Here is a 16,943-nt window from a genome sequence, read left to right as displayed (position 1 = left end):
AGTCTCTTCTGTAAGGGTTAATGGAATTAGTGCGGTTTGTGCCATGGCTTGCCTAACGCCATGGGTTCAAACTGTTTAAGTCGTTCAATATTTTTACTGAGAAAGACAAGCACAACGATGGTGGCCACATAGGGTAAGGTGGCCAGCAGATTTGACGATATCGACAGGCCAAAGCCCTGCGCGATTAGGTGCATGATGCTGGCGAAGCCAAAAAGGTAAGCTCCGAGCATAATGCGACCGACCCGCCAACTGGCAAAGACCACCAACGCCAAGGCGATCCAGCCTCGTCCAGCGGTCATGTTTTCGGTCCATAGCGGGGTGTAGGCGAGGGACAGATAGCCACCGGCCAAACCGGACAGTGCCCCACCAAACATCACCGAGCTATAGCGAATCTTTAGTACCCGTAAGCCGAGATTGCTGCCCACGGTTGGGTTTTCTCCGACGGCCCGCACGCTCAAGCCGGCACGTCCTCGGCGGAAAAACAGATAGATGGCAAAAAACAACACCCAGCTAAAATAGACAATGGCATCCTGGGCAAACAGCGCCCGACCAATCAGCGGGATCGACTCCAGTAAGCCGATATGGATCGTCGGCAGGGCGTCGATGGTCTTACCCTCAAAGCTTGAGCCGATAAAGGCCGACAAGCCAGTGCCGAAGATCGTCAGAGCCAGACCTGAGGCGACCTGATTGGCGTTCAGAGTAATGGCCACAAAGCCGAACAGCAACGCCATCAGAGCGCCGGCCAAGGCCGCCATGGTGAAGCCAAGGAGCAGGTTGCCGGTATAGAAGGTGGTAATAAAGCCGATCACCGCGCCCATCAGCATCATGCCTTCCTGACCCAGATTCAGCACACCACTTTTTTCACACACCAGTTCACCTAGGGCGACGAGTAACAGCGGTGTGCCCGTGCGCACCGTGAGGTAGAAAATATTGGTTAGCAGTTCGATATCCATCAGCGCTCTCCCTGGGCAGGTTTCGCAAACCAGGCGAAATTAAAGTCGGTGCGGATACGATAGCGGATCAGGACATCGCAGGATAAGAGATAGAAAAGAATCAGGCCCTGAAACACCCCGGTGATGGCATTGGGCAGACCGATGGTGATCTGCGCCATCTCGCCGCCTATATAGATGAGTGCCATCAACAGCCCGGCTAGAGTAATGCCCACCGGATGCAAACGACCTAAAAAGGCGACGATAATGGCCGAATAGCCATAGCCGGGCGAGATATGAGGTACCAGCTGTCCGATTGGGCCAGCCACCTCGACCGCACCGGCCAGGCCGGACAAGCCGCCGCAGATCAGCAGTACGGTCAATACCAGTTTGTTTTTGCTAAAGCCGGCCATCCGTGCGGCGGCCGGGTCATGGCCGATGACTTGAATCTGGAAGCCAATAAAGGACTTGCTCACTAGCACCCAGGTTGCCACCAGGGCTAGCAGGGCAAAGGCCAAGCCCAGATGCAGTCGGGTGCCGTCGAACAGGATCGGCAGCAATGTACTGTCACCGAATAGGGCGCTCTCGGGAAAGTTATAACCGTCTGGGTCCTTGAGCGGACCGTAAACCGCCCAGAGCAGTAGGTTCAGCGCAATGTAGTTCATCATGATGGTGGTCAGGGTTTCATTGGTATTCAGTTTAATCTTCATAAACGCGACCAAGCCCGCCCACGCCGCGCCGCCGGCGATACCGGCCAGCACCGTCAAGGGCATGGCCCAGGCACTGTCGGACTGGGTGAACTGTAAGGCCATCACCGTGGTGGTGACCCCACCCATTAAGAGCTGGCCCTCAGCACCGATGTTCCAGACCGAGGCCCGATAACAGAGCGCCAAGCCATAGGCACAGAGCAGAATAGGAATGGCTTTGACGAAGAGTTCACTGACCCCGTACCAGTCGGCCAACGGTAGAATAAAGAAGGTATGCAAGGCCGGCAGCGGCGCCTGACCCAGGGCGGCAAACAGACCGTAGCCGCTCAAGAGGGTCAGTAGAACGGCCATCAGCGGCGAAACATAGGTCCAAAACTTGGACGTTGCCGGGCGAGTTTCTAAGCGAATCATCAGGCAGCCTCCTCGTTAGCGTCAAAGTCACCGGCCATGGCGCGACCCAATTGGGCTAAGGGCATCTGGTCGGTGAGGCGCAAAGGCGATACGGCACCATCGCAGATGGCCCCGAGGCGGTCACAAATTTTATAGAGTTCGTCCAGATCTTCCGACACTACTAGAACGGCGCAACCCTGGTTGCGCAGCGCAAAGATGGTGTTGTGAATGGCCACCTGAGCGCCAATATCGACCCCCCAGGTCGGGTGCGCCATGATCAGCAGCTTGGGTTGCTGTTCGACCTCGCGGCCGATGATAAATTTTTGCAAATTACCGCCCGATAGACTCGCCGCCGAGGCATCCGCGGAGGGCGTCTTAACCTTATATTTGGCAATGATGCGCTCGGTTAGCGCGCGAATCGCGCCGGGTCGCAGGAATCCACGGCGCACTAGGCCGGAGTCAAAGCTGGTCAGCAGGGTGTTCTGATTAAGATCCATTTCCGGCACCGCACCGCGGCCAAGCCGATCCTCGGGCACGAAGGCCAGGCCGAGTCTGCGTCGTTGCAGCGGGCTCAAGGCATCGACACAGTGCCCGTCGATCCACAGCTGTTGGGTCGAGCGGGTATCTTCACCGGATAGGGCACGCAGTAATTCTTCCTGACCGTTGCCGGCAACGCCGGCAATACCGACAATCTCACCGCATTGAACGTTGAAATTAATATTCTTCAAGGCAACTTCGAAGGTCGAGACGGCCTTGGTCGATAACCGGCGGATATCGAGAAACACACCGGTGCCGGTCGCGCGCTGGGTGTCGTTGCTGATCGGGATGTCGTCACCGACCATCATGCGCGCGATGGATTCCGCTGTCTCTTCCTGGGGTCGGCATTGGCCGGTGACCTGACCGTGGCGCAGAATGGTGGCCTTATCGCACAGGCTGACCACCTCATGCAGCTTATGGCTGATAAACAAAATAGAGCAACCCTCCTGGCTGAGCAGGCGCAAGGTCTCAAACAGGCGCTCGACCTCTTGCGGGGTCAGCACCGAGGTGGGTTCATCGAGAATCAACAACTGTATGTCGAGTAGCAGGCAACGCACGATTTCGACCCGCTGTTTCTCACCGGTCGATAGGGTGGCAACCCGTTGTTCGGGGTCCAGCGGCAGACCATAGCGCGCCGAGGTATCCACTATCCGTTGCGCCAGATTGGCGCTGTCACCGACCTGGTCGCCGAGCGCCAATTCAATGTTTTCGCGCACGGTCAGGGTTTCAAAGAGGGAAAAATGCTGAAACACCATGCCGATCCCCAAGGCTCGCGCGTCTGCCGGCGAGTCGATCCGCGTGGGCGTGCCATTCCAGGTCAGAGCGCCCTCATCAGGTTTGGTGACACCATAGAGGATCTTCATCAGGGTGCTCTTACCGGCACCGTTTTCTCCCAGCAGGGCGTGAATCTCGCCATCATCGATGGCCAGACTGATGCGGTCATTGGCAATGCACCCCGGATAACGCTTGCTGATATGAGTCATGGTGAGACGACAGCTCTTTTCCAACCTAACCACCTGTTTTATCTGTTTTGTGTAGCATGAGCTTGAATTTAGTTGCCAAAAAGTACTATTCTAATTCTACTGACCAGATGGTCAGTTTTCTGGTACTGTACTTGCAATAAGCTAACCAATATTGAAATAGAAAATCTTAACAAAAAAGAATAACGCGCACAGGCCAAAATAAGTAGCTTTATCAAGCACGCGGCGGCATCAGGAGGGTGAGGGTGATTGAATTTTTACTGAATCAGGAGCGAGTCCAGCTCGACGGTCTGGCACCAAACTTGAGCGTTTTAGACTGGCTGCGCACTCAAAAAGGGCTTGCCGGCACCAAAGAAGGCTGTGCCTCTGGTGATTGCGGGGCCTGTACGGTGTTACTCGGGTCGATGGACGCCGATGGTCTGCGCTATCGCAGCGTTAATGCCTGTCTTCTATTGTTGGCCCAGGTTCAGGGCCAACACCTACTCACCGTAGAAGGCTTAACCGAGTCCGGCGACCTGACTCTAGATCGTCTGCATCCGGTGCAGCAAGCCATGGTCGCCTATCACGGCGCTCAATGTGGTTTTTGTACCCCAGGATTTATAATGAGCCTGACCGGCCTCTATCTTAATCACCGTGACTATCCGGGCGACAGTGTGGTGATTCACGCACTGGGCGGTAACCTGTGCCGCTGTACCGGTTATCGGCCGATCCTCGATGCCGCGCGCAGCCTTTTTCAAGCGCCGCCGGTGGAGCTGTTAACCAGCCCGGCGGCGGCGGCCTTTTTTGCGGCGCCGCTCGATCCGCAGCCGAGTCTCAGCGCTGCGGGCCGGACGATTTACCTGCCGCAAGACTTAGCCAGCCTACTGCGCCTGCGCGCGGCTAACCCGGCGGCCCGTCTGGTGGCCGGTGGCACCGATCTATGCCTGGAATTTAGTCAACAACTCAAGCCCTGTCCGGATCTAATCTCCGTCGCGCAGGTCGCCGAGCTGAAGTCCTGTACCACCCTGGACGGTGCCTTAAGTATCGGTGCGGCGGTACCCTACAGTGAATTTCAAACAACGATCAATGCGCTCTATCCGCAGGCCGCGGAGCTCTGGACCCGACTTGGCTCGGAACAAATTCGCAATGCTGGCACGCTCGGCGGGAGTCTGGGCAATGCCTCACCCATCGGCGATCCGGCCCCGCTCTTATTAGCGCTGTCGGCGACCGTGCTGTGCAGCTCGGTAGAGGGTGAGCGCGAGCTGCCGGTGGCGGATTTTTTCACCGCTTACCGGCAAACGCTGCTGCGTCCCAATGAGGTGATCCGAGCGGTGCACATCCCGGCCCATTCGGCCGCGACCAAGCTGGTCTGCTACAAGATTTCCAAGCGTATCGAAGACGATATATCCGCGGTGCTCTGTGTCATTGCTTATGAACTGGACGACAATCAGATCGTTCGGGTGCGCACCGGCTTCGGCGGTATGGCGGCCACGCCGGCCCCGGCTCGCCGGGTAGAGCAGGCGCTATTGGGCCAAGACTTTAGCCTGGCCACCTTGCAGCGCGCCGCCGAGCAGTTAGCCACCGATTTTCAACCATTGTCCGATGTACGCGCCTCCAGTGCCTATCGCTTGACGGTGGCCCAGAATTTATTCGAACGCCTCTGGTATCAACATCAGGGCGATATTGAGGTAAGGGTAGCGCATGCGGCACTTTGAAACCGATCCACCGCCGAACGAGCATCGCGTCGTTGGCCAGGCCGTGGCACACGATAGTGCGTTGCTGCACGTCAGCGGTCGGGCGCACTATGTCGATGATCGGGTTGAACCGGCCAATTGTCTGCATGCCTACCCGGTCTTGTCGACCATTGCGGCCGGCACCCTTGTGTCGATCGATGCCAGCCAAGCACTGGCCCTGGCTGGGGTCGTCAGGCTAATCACGGCCGCCGATATACCCGGGCGTCACGATATAGGTCCAGTCTTTCCCGGTGATCCGCTCCTGGTCGAGACCGAGATTCGTTATCACGGTCAACCGATTCTGCTCGTTATAGCCCAGACTTATGATCTGGCGCGACGTGCCGCACAGCTGGTCAAGCTGGAATATCAAACGGCTGTACCCTTACTCGATATCCACCAGGCGCTGCAGGACCAGTCCTTTGTCCGCCCGCCCCATCGCATTGCCCGCGGGGACGTTGATGCGGCCCTAAGCTTGGCAGCGCATCGGCTAAGTGGGCAGTTGCATCTGGGTGGCCAAGAACACTTCTATTTGGAAGGGCAGGTGGCGCTGGCCATCCCGCAAGACGATGGCGCGATCCATCTGCATTGTTCAACCCAGCATCCGACCGAAGTGCAGCACCTAACCGCGCAAGTCTTGGCCAAACCGATGCATGCGGTGACGGTTGAAATGCGCCGCATGGGCGGCGGTTTTGGCGGCAAGGAAACCCAGGCTGCACAATGGGCCGTGTTGGCCGCCTTGGCGGCAACCTTGACCGGCCGGGCGGTTAAGATCCGGCTCGCGCGCAGCGATGATTTCCGCATTACCGGTAAGCGGCACCCCTTCTTTAATACTTATGAGGTTGGCTTCGATGCCGAGGGTCGGGTCAGTGCGGCCGATATAGTGGTCAATGGCCATTGTGGCCACTCACCGGATCTGTCCGATGCCATAGTCGACCGTGCCATGTTCCACGCCGATAACGCCTACTTCTACGATCAGGTGCGCATCGTCGGTAACCGCTGCCTATCGAATACCGCCAGCAATACCGCCTTTCGCGGTTTTGGCGGTCCCCAGGGCATGATCGTGGCCGAGGCCCTTATGGACGATATAGCCCGGGCCTTGGGTAAGGACCCGCTCGCGGTTCGGCGTGCCAACCTCTATCAACCGGGCCGCCAGACCACCCCCTACGGTCAGCAGGTCACGCAATTTGTCGTCGCCGAGATGATCGATCGCTTGGCCCACGATGCCCAGTACGATACGCGCCGCGCCGCCATCACTGCCTTTAACCGCAACTCACCGATCATCAAGCGGGGCCTGGCGCTGACCCCGGTGAAGTTCGGCATTTCCTTTACCGCGCAGCACCTCAATCAGGCCGGTGCGCTGGTGCATGTCTACAACGATGGTTCGATCCATTTAAATCATGGCGGAACCGAGATGGGTCAGGGGCTGAACACCAAGGTCGCGCAGATTGTCGCTCAGGTGTTTGGCGTCAGCCTGGACCGGGTCGCGATCAGCGCCACCCGGACCGACAAGGTGCCCAATACCTCGCCCACCGCCGCGTCCGCCGGCACCGATCTGAATGGCATGGCGGCATTGGATGCGGCCACTAAAATCAAAGATCGCTTGCTCGATTTCGTCGCCGAACGTTACCACGCCGCGCGTGACGACATCGAGTTTGGCGCCGACCGGGTGACCTACCCAGGTGGCGAACTGAGCTTTGCTGAGCTGGCCAATCTGGCCTATCTGCAGCGTATTTCGTTATCGGCCAATGGCTTTTATGCCACGCCGAAAATTCACTATGATCGCGAGCTCGGCACCGGCCGACCGTTCTTTTACTTTTCCCATGGCGTGGCGTTGAGCGAGGTCGAAATTGATATCCTCACCGGCGAAAGCAGTGTGACCCAGGTCGACCTGTTGCACGATGTCGGTCATTCGATCAATCCGGCGCTGGATATCGGCCAGATCGAAGGTGGCTTTATTCAGGGCATGGGTTGGCTGACCAACGAAGAGCTGCGCTGGAACGACCAAGGCGCGCTGCTCAGCGCCGGGCCGGCGACCTATAAGGTACCGGCCATCGGCGATACGCCGACCCGTTTTAGCGTCCAGCTCTATGAGTCGGCCAATCCGGAAGTGACGGTATTTCGCTCCAAGGCCGTGGGCGAACCGCCCTTTATGCTCGCTAACAGCGTCTGGTGTGCCCTGCGCGATGCCTTGGCGAGCCTAACCGATTACCGCTATGCGCCACCGCTGGATCCACCGGCCACGCCGGAGAAAATTCTGCAGGCGGTGACCGTGGCACGGCACTGGCAAAAGCAAAATCAGCAGGAGCGCCGCGATGATTAATAGCTCAACAGCCGGTTTTCACGCCGCCTCATGGAGTGATGCGGTGGCCGACTTGACCCGGCGCGGCGAGGCCTTTGTGCTCGCCACCCTACTGGGGTCGGCCGGATCCACGCCGCGCGCCGCCGGCACTAAGATGGTGGTCAGTGCAACCGATATCTATGCCACGGTTGGTGGCGGCCATCTGGAACTGAAAATCATCGAGGCCGCCCGTGCGGCCCTGTTGACCGGGCAAAGCGAGCAGGCTTTGGTGCACTTCCCGCTCGGTGCCAGCCTGGGCCAATGTTGTGGCGGCTCGGTCAGTGTCTTACTGGAAACCCTGGTACCGGACGGGATTATGGTCGATCTATACGGTGCCGGTCATGTTGCCCAAGCCTTGGTGCCGCTCTTGGCGCAGTTGCCCGTGCGCGTGCGCTGGATCGACAGCCGCGCCGCGCTGTTTCCCGCGCCGATGCCGGCTAATGTCCAGGTCCTGGTCGATGAAGATCCGGTCGAGCAGGTGCGTCATGCGCCAGCCAACAGCGTGTCGCTGGTAATGACCCACAACCACGCCCTCGATTACCGTCTGTGCAGCGCCATACTCAAGCAGGGCACTGGCCTGATGCTCGGCGTGATCGGTTCCGCAACCAAGGCCGAACGCTTTAGATTGCGCTTGGCGCATCAGGGTTTTAGTGCCGAACAGATGGCCCGCTTACAGTGCCCGATCGGTCTGGCCCAGGTCAGTGGTAAGCTGCCGATGGAGGTCGCGGTGTCGGTTGCCGGGCAACTGATCGAACTCTATCAGAGCCGCCACAGCCCGTCGCCGATGCGCCAGGGAGTGCAGTGGCGCCAATTGAAAGATACCCTGATCCAATCGCCGGTCATCGTGTCCGCCGATGCAGAGGAGACAAGCCCGAGATGAGCCATCAACTGTTTTCCAGCCAACGGGTGATGATGCCCGAGGGCGAACGGCCGGCCTGTGTCGTGGTGCGCGCGGGCCGGATCGTCGATATCTTGCCCTATGATGGGCCGCGGCCGCCGGCCGACCAGCAGCACGACTTCGGCGATCGGGTGCTGATGCCCGGCCTGGTCGACAGCCACGTGCACATCAATGAACCGGGCCGCACCGACTGGGAGGGCTTCGATACCGCCACCCATGCCGCCGCGGCCGGTGGCATTACCAGCCTGGTCGATATGCCACTGAATTGTATACCGGTGACCATCAGCGCCGCGGCCTTTGCGGCCAAACAGGCGGTGTTGGCCGGTAAACTGTGGGTCGACGCCGGCTTCTGGGGCGGGGCCACGGCCGACAATCTGACTGAGTTGCCCGCCTTGCTCGCGGCCGGAGTGCTCGGGGTGAAATCCTTTACCATCGACTCGGGCATCGACGAGTTTCAGTCGGTCAATGAGGCGCAGTTGACCCTGGCCATGCGCCAACTGGCGCGGCGCGACTTGCCGCATCTGATCCATGCCGAGCTGGATCACAGTCCGGCCGAGCCGATGTCGATACCGACCAGCTATCAAGGCTTTCTGTCCAGTCGCCCGGCGCGCTGGGAGAACGACGCCGTCGCGCTGGTGATCCGCGTGATGCGTCAACTGGTCAGCGAGGGCCTGACCCCACGTGCTCATATAGTGCACCTGAGTTCGGCCCAAGCCTTGCCGATGATTCGCGCCGCGCGCGCCGAAGGTCTATTGCTCAGCTGCGAAACCTGCCCCCATTATCTGGTCTTGGCAGCCGAAACCATTCCCGATGGCCAGGCCTCGTACAAGTGTTGTCCGCCGATCCGCGAACAGTCGAATCAGGAAAGCCTGTGGCAGGGCCTGCTCGATGGCAGCATCGACTGCATCGTCTCCGATCACAGCCCCTGTACCCCAAACCTTAAGAATCTCGACAGCGGCGATATCGAAAACGCCTGGGGCGGCATTTCCGGTCTGCAATTTGGCCTGTCGCTGATCTGGACCGCGGCACGTCAGCGCGGTATGCCGCTCACCGACCTAGTCAGGTTGATGGCGCAGCGTCCGGCCGAGCTCTGTGGCCTAACCGACAAGGGCGCGATTGCGATTGGCCAACAGGCTGACTTCTGTGTCTTTGCGCCCGAGCAGCGCTTCACCGTGAGCGCCGAGATTATTCAGCATCGCCATAAGGTGTCGCCCTATCTGGGCCATCAGTTGACCGGCGTGGTGCGCAGTACCTGGCTGGCTGGCGAGCTGATTTATAGCAATGAAGACCGGCCCCACTTTCCCGGTCCCGCGCGCGGCCGTGCGCTGCTGGCCGAGCAGGAGTCGAACTAGATGAGCCTGGCTGAACTGAACAAACTGAGCCCAGCGGCGGCGCAACGCCAATTCGAAAGCTGCTGCGCGGCCGAGGCTTGGGCCACCGCTATGGTGCAGGGCCGTCCCTATAGCAGCGCAGAGCAACTGCTGACGCGGGCCGACCAACGCTGGCAAGGGGTTAACCGGGTCGATATTTTGCAGGCCTTTTCCGGCCACCCGCGCATCGGTGATATTCACACCCTGCACGAGAAATATGCCCATACCGCCGATCAGGCGGCCGGCGAACAGGCCGGCATGGACTCGGCCGAGGCGGATCTGCTGCAAGCTCTAGTTGATCTGAACGATGCCTACGTCGCCAAGTTTGGCTATATCTTCATTGTCTGTGCCAGCGGCAAGAGTGCGGCCCAGATGTTGGCCTTGCTGGAGCAGCGCTTGGTCAATGATGAGGCGTCGGAATGGCCCCTGGCGGCGGCCGAACAGCACAAGATTACCACCCTGCGCCTGCATAAGTTGCTGGCATGAGCGCTCGCTGTGATACCGTCGAGCCGACGATCTACCTGACTGACCTAACAAGAAGCCCGTTATGAGCAAGAGTTTAATCACCACCCATATACTCGACACCAGCCTAGGCCTGCCGGCGGCGAACGTTGCCGTGACGCTGTCGGTGCAGATCGATCAGCACTGGCAGGAACTGGACACCCAGCAGACCGATGCCGACGGACGTATTTTCAATTGGGCGCTCAACGATGCCCAGTTACCCTTCGGTCTTTATCGACTGCGCTTCGACACCGAGACCTACCTGGGTGAGTCGGCCTTTTTTCCTTGGGTCGAAATCTGTTTTCAGCGCCGGGACGAGCGCCATCACCATATACCCTTGCTGCTCACGGCCTTTGGCTATTCAACCTATAGGGGCAGTTAAGCGATGCACAACCGAGTCATACTCTGTGGCGATCTACTCGACTTTACCGATGATCCGGCCGTTGTGGGCGAGCATGCGGTGCGTTATCAGGCCCAGGGCGCGCTGGTTATTATCGATGGCCTGATTGTCGCGCGCGGGCCTGAGGCCGAGATACTCAGCCAGTACCCGAGCGGCTTTACCCTTCAGCGTCACACCGGGCAGCTCATTATCCCCGGTCTGATCGATTGCCATGTCCATTTCGCGCAAACCGAAATGATCGCCGCCTATGGCGAACAGCTGCTGACCTGGCTGACCGAACACGCCTTTCCCGCTGAAGAGAAGTTCGCCGACCCAGCCCATGCCAGCGCAATCGCGAAAATTTTCACCACCGAACTGCTTAACAACGGCACCACCACGGCATTGGTCTTTGGCACCGTGCACCCGCAGTCGGTCGAGGCTCTGTTTGAGGTGGCCGAGGCTAAGAATATGCGCCTGATCGCCGGCAAGGTGATGATGGATCGTAATTGCCCGCCGGCGCTGCAAGACACCGCCGAGTCGAGTTATCACCAATCCAAGGCCCTGATCGACAAGTGGCACGGCCGCGGCCGCCTGGCCTATGCGCTGACACCGCGCTTTGCACCGACCTCGACACCGGAACAATTGGCCGCCTGTCGCGACCTGATGGCCGAGTATCCCGATGTCTATATGCAGACCCATGTGTCGGAAAATTTGCAGGAATGTGAGTGGGTGAAAGAGTTGTTTCCGGAGTCGGCCGACTACGTCGGCTTGTATGAAGATGCTGGCCTGCTGCGCAAACGCAGTGTGCTGGCGCACGGTATTCATCTCAATGAACGCGAGCTCACGGCGATTCACGACCATGATACGGCCATCGCCCACTGCCCAACCTCGAACCTCTTTATTGGCTCCGGGCTGTTTAACCTGAAGGCGGTGCGCGAGCACAAGATCACCGTCGGCATGGGCACCGATGTCGGCGGCGGCAGCAGCTTCTCATTGCTGCAGACCTACAACGAAGCTTATAAGGTGCAGCAGCTCCTGGGCAATAAGCTGTCGGCCTTCGAAGGCCTGTATCTGAGCACGCTCGGGGGCGCCCGAGCGCTCGATCTGGAAGGCACCATCGGCCAACTCGAGGTTGGTGTTGAAGCCGACATAGTGGTGCTCGATTGGGCCGCCACGCCGTTTCTAGAATTTCGCCTCGCACAGAGCCACAGCCTGCACGATAAGCTGTTCGCCCTGATGATGCTCGGCGATGACCGTTCCATTGCCGCAACCTACCTCATGGGTGAGCGGGTCAGCAAAGACCCGGCCGGCACTTGGGTGCCGCCAGTCACTGACCCGATAGCCGGGCCCTCAACCTAAGCGAGTTAAACCGATGGCGAGTTATTTTCTCGAAGTGCTGCACCTGATTTTGCGTTACTTTCACGTTGTCGCCGGCATCGCCTGGATCGGTGCCTCGTTCTATTTTATTTGGCTCGACAATAATTTGCAGGAGCCGCCGCAGTGGAAGAAGCAGAAGGGTATTAAGGGGGATCTATGGGCCGTGCACGGCGGCGGTTTCTATGAGGTGGCCAAATATCAGCACGGGCCGGAACAGATGCCGAGCCGCCTGCACTGGTTTAAATGGGAAGCCTACACCACCTGGATCAGTGGCGCGTTGCTATTGACCTTGCTCTACTACGTCAGTGCCGACGCCTATCTGCTCGATGCCTCGAAATCCGCCATCGGTGCGGCCAGTGCCATCGGTCTGTCGATCGGCAGTATTCTAGTCGGATTCATCGTTTACGAAGGCCTGTGCCGCACCCGGCTGGTGGAGCAGGGCCTGTGGTTTACCGTCACGGTGACCCTGCTGTTGACGGCCTGGACCTGGGCACTGGACCAGTTTCTATCGGATCGGGCGACCTATATTCACATCGGCGCGCTGATCGGTACCTGCATGGCGGCCAATGTCTTCACCACCATTATTCCCGGCCAGCGTTTTATGGTCAGCGAAATTGCCGCCGGACGGGTGCCCGGCCCCGGTCCTGGGATTCGTGGCAAGCAACGCTCGATCCACAACAATTACGCGACCCTACCGGTGATCTTTATTATGCTCAGCAATCACTTTGCCTTCACCTACAGCCATCCCTTCGGCTGGCTGGTGCTGATGGCGCTGTTTGTCGATGGTATGTGGATTCGCCACTTTTTCAATTTACGGCATCGCGGTGAGGTCAAACCGCTGGTTTTGATCGGCGGCTTGGTGGCCTTCTTAGCGATCATGGTGGCCATTGCGCCCTGGTCGGAACTGAATCGGAGCGCCAGTTCGACCAGTTCGACCAGTTCGACCAGTCTGATGAGCGATGAGCAGGCGATGAAGCTAATCGACTTGCGGTGCACCGAATGCCACAGCAGTAATCCGCGGTCGAACATGTTTAGTACGGCGCCGGCCGGTTACCTGTTGGACACCTTGGCCCAGGTTCAGCTCAGTGCCGATAAGATCCGCACTCGGGCGGTGGTGAACAAGGATATGCCGCTCGGCAATCTGACCCAGATGACCCAGGCCGAGCGCGACCAATTGGGCCAATGGTTAGTGGCTCTAGCGCGCTAATCGATCGACACAAAAAAGCCCGGTACACAGACCGGGCTTTTAGGGTTTGACGGCCGCGCCGGTTATTAGACCGGAGCTTTAGCGCGACACTTGTACTCACCGGTACGGGTATCGATTTCGATCCAGTCGCCGATATTGCAGAAATCCGGTACCTTGATTTCGGTGCCGTTGGACAGTTGCGCCGGTTTCATCACCTTGCCGGAAGTATCGCCGCGGGCAGATCCTTCGGTGTAGGTCAGTTGACGCACGATCGTGGTCTGCAGGTCGACCGAAATGACCTTGCCTTCGAAAAAGATCGCGACACAGAGGTCGGTCATACCATCGACAATAAAGGGTAAGACAGCTTCCAGGTCGTCGGCATCGAGTTCATACTGGTTATAATCAGCATCGACAAACACGTAGACCGAGTCACTGTTGTAAGAGTAGGAAACTTCGATCTTGTCGAGAATGACCGGTTCCAGCTTGTCATCCACCTTGAACACGGTCTCAGTCGAGGAGCCGGTCAGCAGATTCTTGAGTTTCATCTTAACAATGGCGCTGTTACGGCCGGATTTGGTGAAATCGGCTTTTTGAATCAGCCACGGCTGGCCGTCGATCAGTGCCACACTATTGGGCTTCATTTCTTGTGCGGTTTTCATAATTATGTCCGATTGGCATGGGAAGACTAATTTCCTGGAGCCGCATCATAACCAATTTAGGTAAAACTGTACTAGGGCTTGGGACATATTTTGTTGTTTTGCCAGCCTTTGGCACCATTTTTCGGCGTGATCGGTCAATTCTGGCCAAACCATCTGCACCGCCAACCAACTTTGGGTCATCGGCTCGCCGCAATTCCAGGCCTGCCATTGGGCTTGCACGGTCTGTTGGGCAGCGGGAGACAGAGCGGCACAGTAATGCTGTAAAAAGGCCTCTAACTTGATCAGATGGGCCTGCTCCTGTTGCGGATAGATATGCCAGAGCAGCGGCCGGCCGGCCCACTGGGCGCGGATAAAGGAGTCTTCGCCGCGCACCAGGTTGAGGTCGCAGCTCCACAGGAGCCGGTCATAATCGAGTTGACTGACAAAGGGAATCTTTTGCACCGTGAGTTGGCCACGCACAGCGCGCGCGCCAACGGGCCAATCGGCAATCCTCAGCCATTGCTGCAGCTCGGCATCGAGACGCCCAGCCGGCACCAGCAGCAGGGTCGCTTCGGTGTCGCTGGCCAAACAGTCGAGCCAGCTAGGCAAGGCGCTATTTTCATAGCCAAAGAGACTCATCAGCCGCTCTGTCGGCGCAATCTCCACGCCCAAACCCTGTAAAAACTGCACCCGAGCCGTCGGCGAACTTTGAAACGCGCGCCGGCGATCGAGCAGATCGGCCTCGCGTAATAGACCGCCGGTTTGGGCACTAAAGCCAGGAAAGAAGAAGAACTTGTGTAAGCCCTTGGCTTGCAGTGAGGGCAGACCGTGGCAGCCCTCAACCCAGTCTTCGGCGCTGAGATATTCCAGGTTGAGCCATAGCGAGGGTCGCTCACGCTCGGCCATGGCGGCTATATAGGCGGCTGGCAAATCGCACGCGAAGGCCTCGATGACCACATCGGCGGCCTCGGCACCGGGCCACTGGGTTGGCCACTGTTTGACGGTAACGCCGCTCAGGCTTTGTTGATCGAGGTTGGCATCGGCCTCCGGGCAGAGCGGGCAGAGGGCATTCAGATCATCGACCCAAAGGCAGACGGCCATATCCTGCTCGGCGACCAATTGGCGCGCCAAGCGCCAAGTCACCCCGATATCGCCAAAGTTATCGACAACACGGCAAAAGATGTCCCAGCGAGTACGCATAAAAACCTGCTCTAATGAAGTAAGGGGTGAGTGACCGTCCCACGACCTGGGTCAGCGGTGTGGTGCAGGTCAGCATCTTACCGCCCAGGTGCGGCCGCGTCACGCGGGTGAGGCATCTGTGTTGTCCTGCGTTGTTGAGCCGCTATGCTACCCTTAGCAAATCAGGTACCTGTTGCAAGGAGAACAACCGATGAAAGCAATTATCTACCGTCAATACGGCGCTGCCGAGGTACTGCAGTTGGCCGACCGACCGACCCCGAGTCCGTTGGCGAATGAAGTGTTGATCCGAGTGCATGCCGCAGAGGCGACCAAATCCGACTGTGAGTTGCGCAGCTTCCACTTTCCGGTGCAATGGTTCTGGCTGCCATTGCGGCTTGCCCTGGGCATCCGCAAACCCAAGCGGCAGATCTTGGGCGGTTATTTTGCCGGGCAAATTACTCAGGTGGGTGCGGCGGTGCAAAATTTCGCACCCGGGGAGCGGGTGTTTGGCTCCAGCCAGCTGCGCTTTGGCGCCTATGGCGAATACCTGTGTCTGCCGAGTGATTACACCCTGGCCACCATTCCCGATGGCCTGTCCTATGCCGAGGCGGCCGCGGTGCCACTCGGTGGCTTGAATGCGCTGCATTTTATGGATCGGGCGGGCATTCAAGCGGGCGAGCATGTATTGATCAATGGTGCCGGTGGCAGCATCGGAACCTATGCCGTGCAAATCGCCAAACAACGGGGTGCGCAGGTCACCGCCGTCGACAGCGGCACCAAGGCCGCGCTACTGCGCGGGCTTGGCGCCGATCGGGTGATCGATTATCGTCAGACCGACTTTCGCCAGAGTCCGGCCAGCTATGACGTTATCTTGGATATGGTGGCGTCCAGTCCCTATGGCCGCACGATGCGCGCGCTGCGTCCGAAGGGCCGATATCTGATGGCTAACCCGACCCTATTGAAAATGCTGCAGTCCGTTGTGACCTCAATATTTTCAAGCCAGCGAGCCCTGTTCGCCTTTGCCGGTGAAACTCGCGCAGAATTACACTGCTTGCAGCAGATGCTCAGCACCGGCGAATTAAAGGCTGTGGTGGACCGAGTGTATCCGATGAGTGAGGCGGTCGATGCGCATCGGCGAGTGGAGTCCGAACAACGCCTAGGCAGTGTGGTGATACAGATCGGCACAGCCGAATCGTGAGAGTATGCGCTGTTATCTGGATGGCTTCTTTCGGGCCGAGGCATAGATGATTTGCGCCGGATCGATATCGGGCCGATTGCGAATAATATTGGGCAACGCTCGGCAATAGCTGAGTGGCACACCCAAATCCCGGAGCAATTGGCTGGCAGTCATTGGCTCGCTCTGTTGAGCAAGGTACCAGCGCACCCGATCTGCCACCGCATAGGGTATGGCCGGCATTCGTTCCGCGCTGACCGCAATCTTATCGTCCCATGAAATCAAACCCGGCTGGATGACTTGGCCAAAATAACCACGCTGGTGCAAAATCGCCTTGGTACTAACCACACCGGTGATCTTCTTGCACGGTTCACAGTGAAAGGTTAGGCGGACTTTGACCGCGCCGATGGTGATCACAGTGCCCGAAGGTAGGTCATGAATATTGGTGCTGCCCCGAATAACCACGTTGGCTCTGAGCGCGGTGGCCGAGAGCGCAAAGCCATCCAAGGTTGCTTGGGGCACAAATAGAATTTGTCGCCAAGGGTGGGTGTCTTGATGGGCGACTATGCCGCTGAGCGACAGCTCTAGCGTTTGGCTCGAAGTAGCAGTGCCATCAAGGGTGTAGTGAGCTAAGTTGCTGATATTCAA

General features: G+C 58.5%; 15 protein-coding genes. 9 read left to right on the top strand and 6 right to left on the bottom strand.

All coding sequences use genetic code 11. From position 1 onward, the window contains the following. Positions 1–26: 26 nt before the first annotated feature. The 3 genes from REIFOR_RS13915 to REIFOR_RS13905 are packed head-to-tail and all read right to left on the bottom strand — an operon-like array spanning position 27 to position 3,546. Positions 27–953: an ABC transporter permease gene (locus REIFOR_RS13915; protein ID WP_100258139.1), complete on the bottom strand. Its 927-nt coding sequence runs from the start codon at positions 951–953 to the stop codon at positions 27–29. Continuing rightward, positions 953–2,047, bottom strand: a complete 1,095-nt coding sequence (locus tag REIFOR_RS13910) for an ABC transporter permease (protein WP_227003695.1) — start codon at positions 2,045–2,047, stop codon at positions 953–955. The genes REIFOR_RS13915 and REIFOR_RS13910 overlap by 1 nt, the downstream gene beginning before the upstream one ends. After that, positions 2,047–3,546 (bottom strand): ABC transporter ATP-binding protein, encoded by a 1,500-nt coding sequence (locus REIFOR_RS13905; RefSeq protein ID WP_100258137.1) that lies wholly within the window; start codon positions 3,544–3,546, stop codon positions 2,047–2,049. Before REIFOR_RS13905 ends, REIFOR_RS13910 begins: the two co-directional genes overlap by 1 nt. Positions 3,547–3,788: 242 nt before the next feature. Here REIFOR_RS13905 and xdhA point away from each other — a divergent pair, with 242 nt between their 5' ends. The 8 genes from xdhA (at position 3,789) to REIFOR_RS13865 (ending at position 13,325) form a co-directional block, all read left to right on the top strand. Further along, positions 3,789–5,237 carry a xanthine dehydrogenase small subunit gene (gene xdhA / locus REIFOR_RS13900; protein WP_158524392.1) on the top strand — a complete coding sequence of 483 codons (1,449 nt, stop codon included), beginning with the start codon at positions 3,789–3,791 and terminating at the stop codon, positions 5,235–5,237. Continuing rightward, the gene (gene xdhB / locus REIFOR_RS13895) at positions 5,224–7,575 is read left to right on the top strand and encodes a xanthine dehydrogenase molybdopterin binding subunit (RefSeq protein ID WP_100258135.1); all 2,352 of its coding nucleotides are present in this window, start codon (positions 5,224–5,226) and stop codon (positions 7,573–7,575) included. The genes xdhA and xdhB overlap by 14 nt, the downstream gene beginning before the upstream one ends. Then, positions 7,568–8,473: a xanthine dehydrogenase accessory protein XdhC gene (gene xdhC, locus REIFOR_RS13890; protein WP_100258134.1), complete on the top strand. Its 906-nt coding sequence runs from the start codon at positions 7,568–7,570 to the stop codon at positions 8,471–8,473. The genes xdhB and xdhC overlap by 8 nt, the downstream gene beginning before the upstream one ends. Then, positions 8,470–9,843, top strand: coding sequence for an allantoinase AllB (gene allB / locus REIFOR_RS13885; protein ID WP_100258133.1), 1,374 nt, complete (start codon positions 8,470–8,472; stop codon positions 9,841–9,843). Before xdhC ends, allB begins: the two co-directional genes overlap by 4 nt. After that, positions 9,844–10,347 (top strand): 2-oxo-4-hydroxy-4-carboxy-5-ureidoimidazoline decarboxylase, encoded by a 504-nt coding sequence (gene uraD, locus REIFOR_RS13880; protein ID WP_100258132.1) that lies wholly within the window; start codon positions 9,844–9,846, stop codon positions 10,345–10,347. Positions 10,348–10,408: 61 nt separating this feature from the next. Then, positions 10,409–10,744: a hydroxyisourate hydrolase gene (uraH, locus tag REIFOR_RS13875; protein WP_100258131.1), complete on the top strand. Its 336-nt coding sequence runs from the start codon at positions 10,409–10,411 to the stop codon at positions 10,742–10,744. Positions 10,745–10,747: 3 nt separating this feature from the next. Then, positions 10,748–12,100 (top strand): guanine deaminase, encoded by a 1,353-nt coding sequence (gene guaD / locus REIFOR_RS13870; protein WP_100258130.1) that lies wholly within the window; start codon positions 10,748–10,750, stop codon positions 12,098–12,100. Positions 12,101–12,113: 13 nt separating this feature from the next. Further along, positions 12,114–13,325 carry a urate hydroxylase PuuD gene (locus tag REIFOR_RS13865; protein WP_100258129.1) on the top strand — a complete coding sequence of 404 codons (1,212 nt, stop codon included), beginning with the start codon at positions 12,114–12,116 and terminating at the stop codon, positions 13,323–13,325. A gap of 65 nt (positions 13,326–13,390) precedes the next feature. On the opposite strand, the gene REIFOR_RS13860 is transcribed toward REIFOR_RS13865, so the two are convergent. After that, positions 13,391–13,963, bottom strand: coding sequence for an elongation factor P (locus REIFOR_RS13860; protein ID WP_100258128.1), 573 nt, complete (start codon positions 13,961–13,963; stop codon positions 13,391–13,393). A gap of 45 nt (positions 13,964–14,008) precedes the next feature. Then, positions 14,009–15,142, bottom strand: coding sequence for an elongation factor P maturation arginine rhamnosyltransferase EarP (earP, locus tag REIFOR_RS13855; protein WP_100258127.1), 1,134 nt, complete (start codon positions 15,140–15,142; stop codon positions 14,009–14,011). Between the two features lie 190 nt (positions 15,143–15,332). Between earP and REIFOR_RS13850 the strand changes: the two genes are divergently transcribed. Beyond that, the gene (locus tag REIFOR_RS13850; RefSeq protein ID WP_100258126.1) at positions 15,333–16,319 is read left to right on the top strand and encodes an NAD(P)-dependent alcohol dehydrogenase; all 987 of its coding nucleotides are present in this window, start codon (positions 15,333–15,335) and stop codon (positions 16,317–16,319) included. 12 nt (positions 16,320–16,331) lie between these two features. Here REIFOR_RS13850 and REIFOR_RS13845 read toward each other — a convergent pair whose 3' ends face one another. Further along, on the bottom strand, positions 16,332–16,943 hold the full coding sequence (locus REIFOR_RS13845) for an MOSC domain-containing protein (protein ID WP_100258125.1): 612 nt from the start codon (positions 16,941–16,943) through the stop codon (positions 16,332–16,334).

Origin of the sequence: Reinekea forsetii, from assembly GCF_002795845.1 — a bacterium.
GTDB lineage: Bacteria > Pseudomonadota > Gammaproteobacteria > Pseudomonadales > Natronospirillaceae > Reinekea > Reinekea forsetii.
Note: the sequence above shows the minus strand (reverse complement) of the source record. Positions and strands in the feature narration are given on the sequence as shown.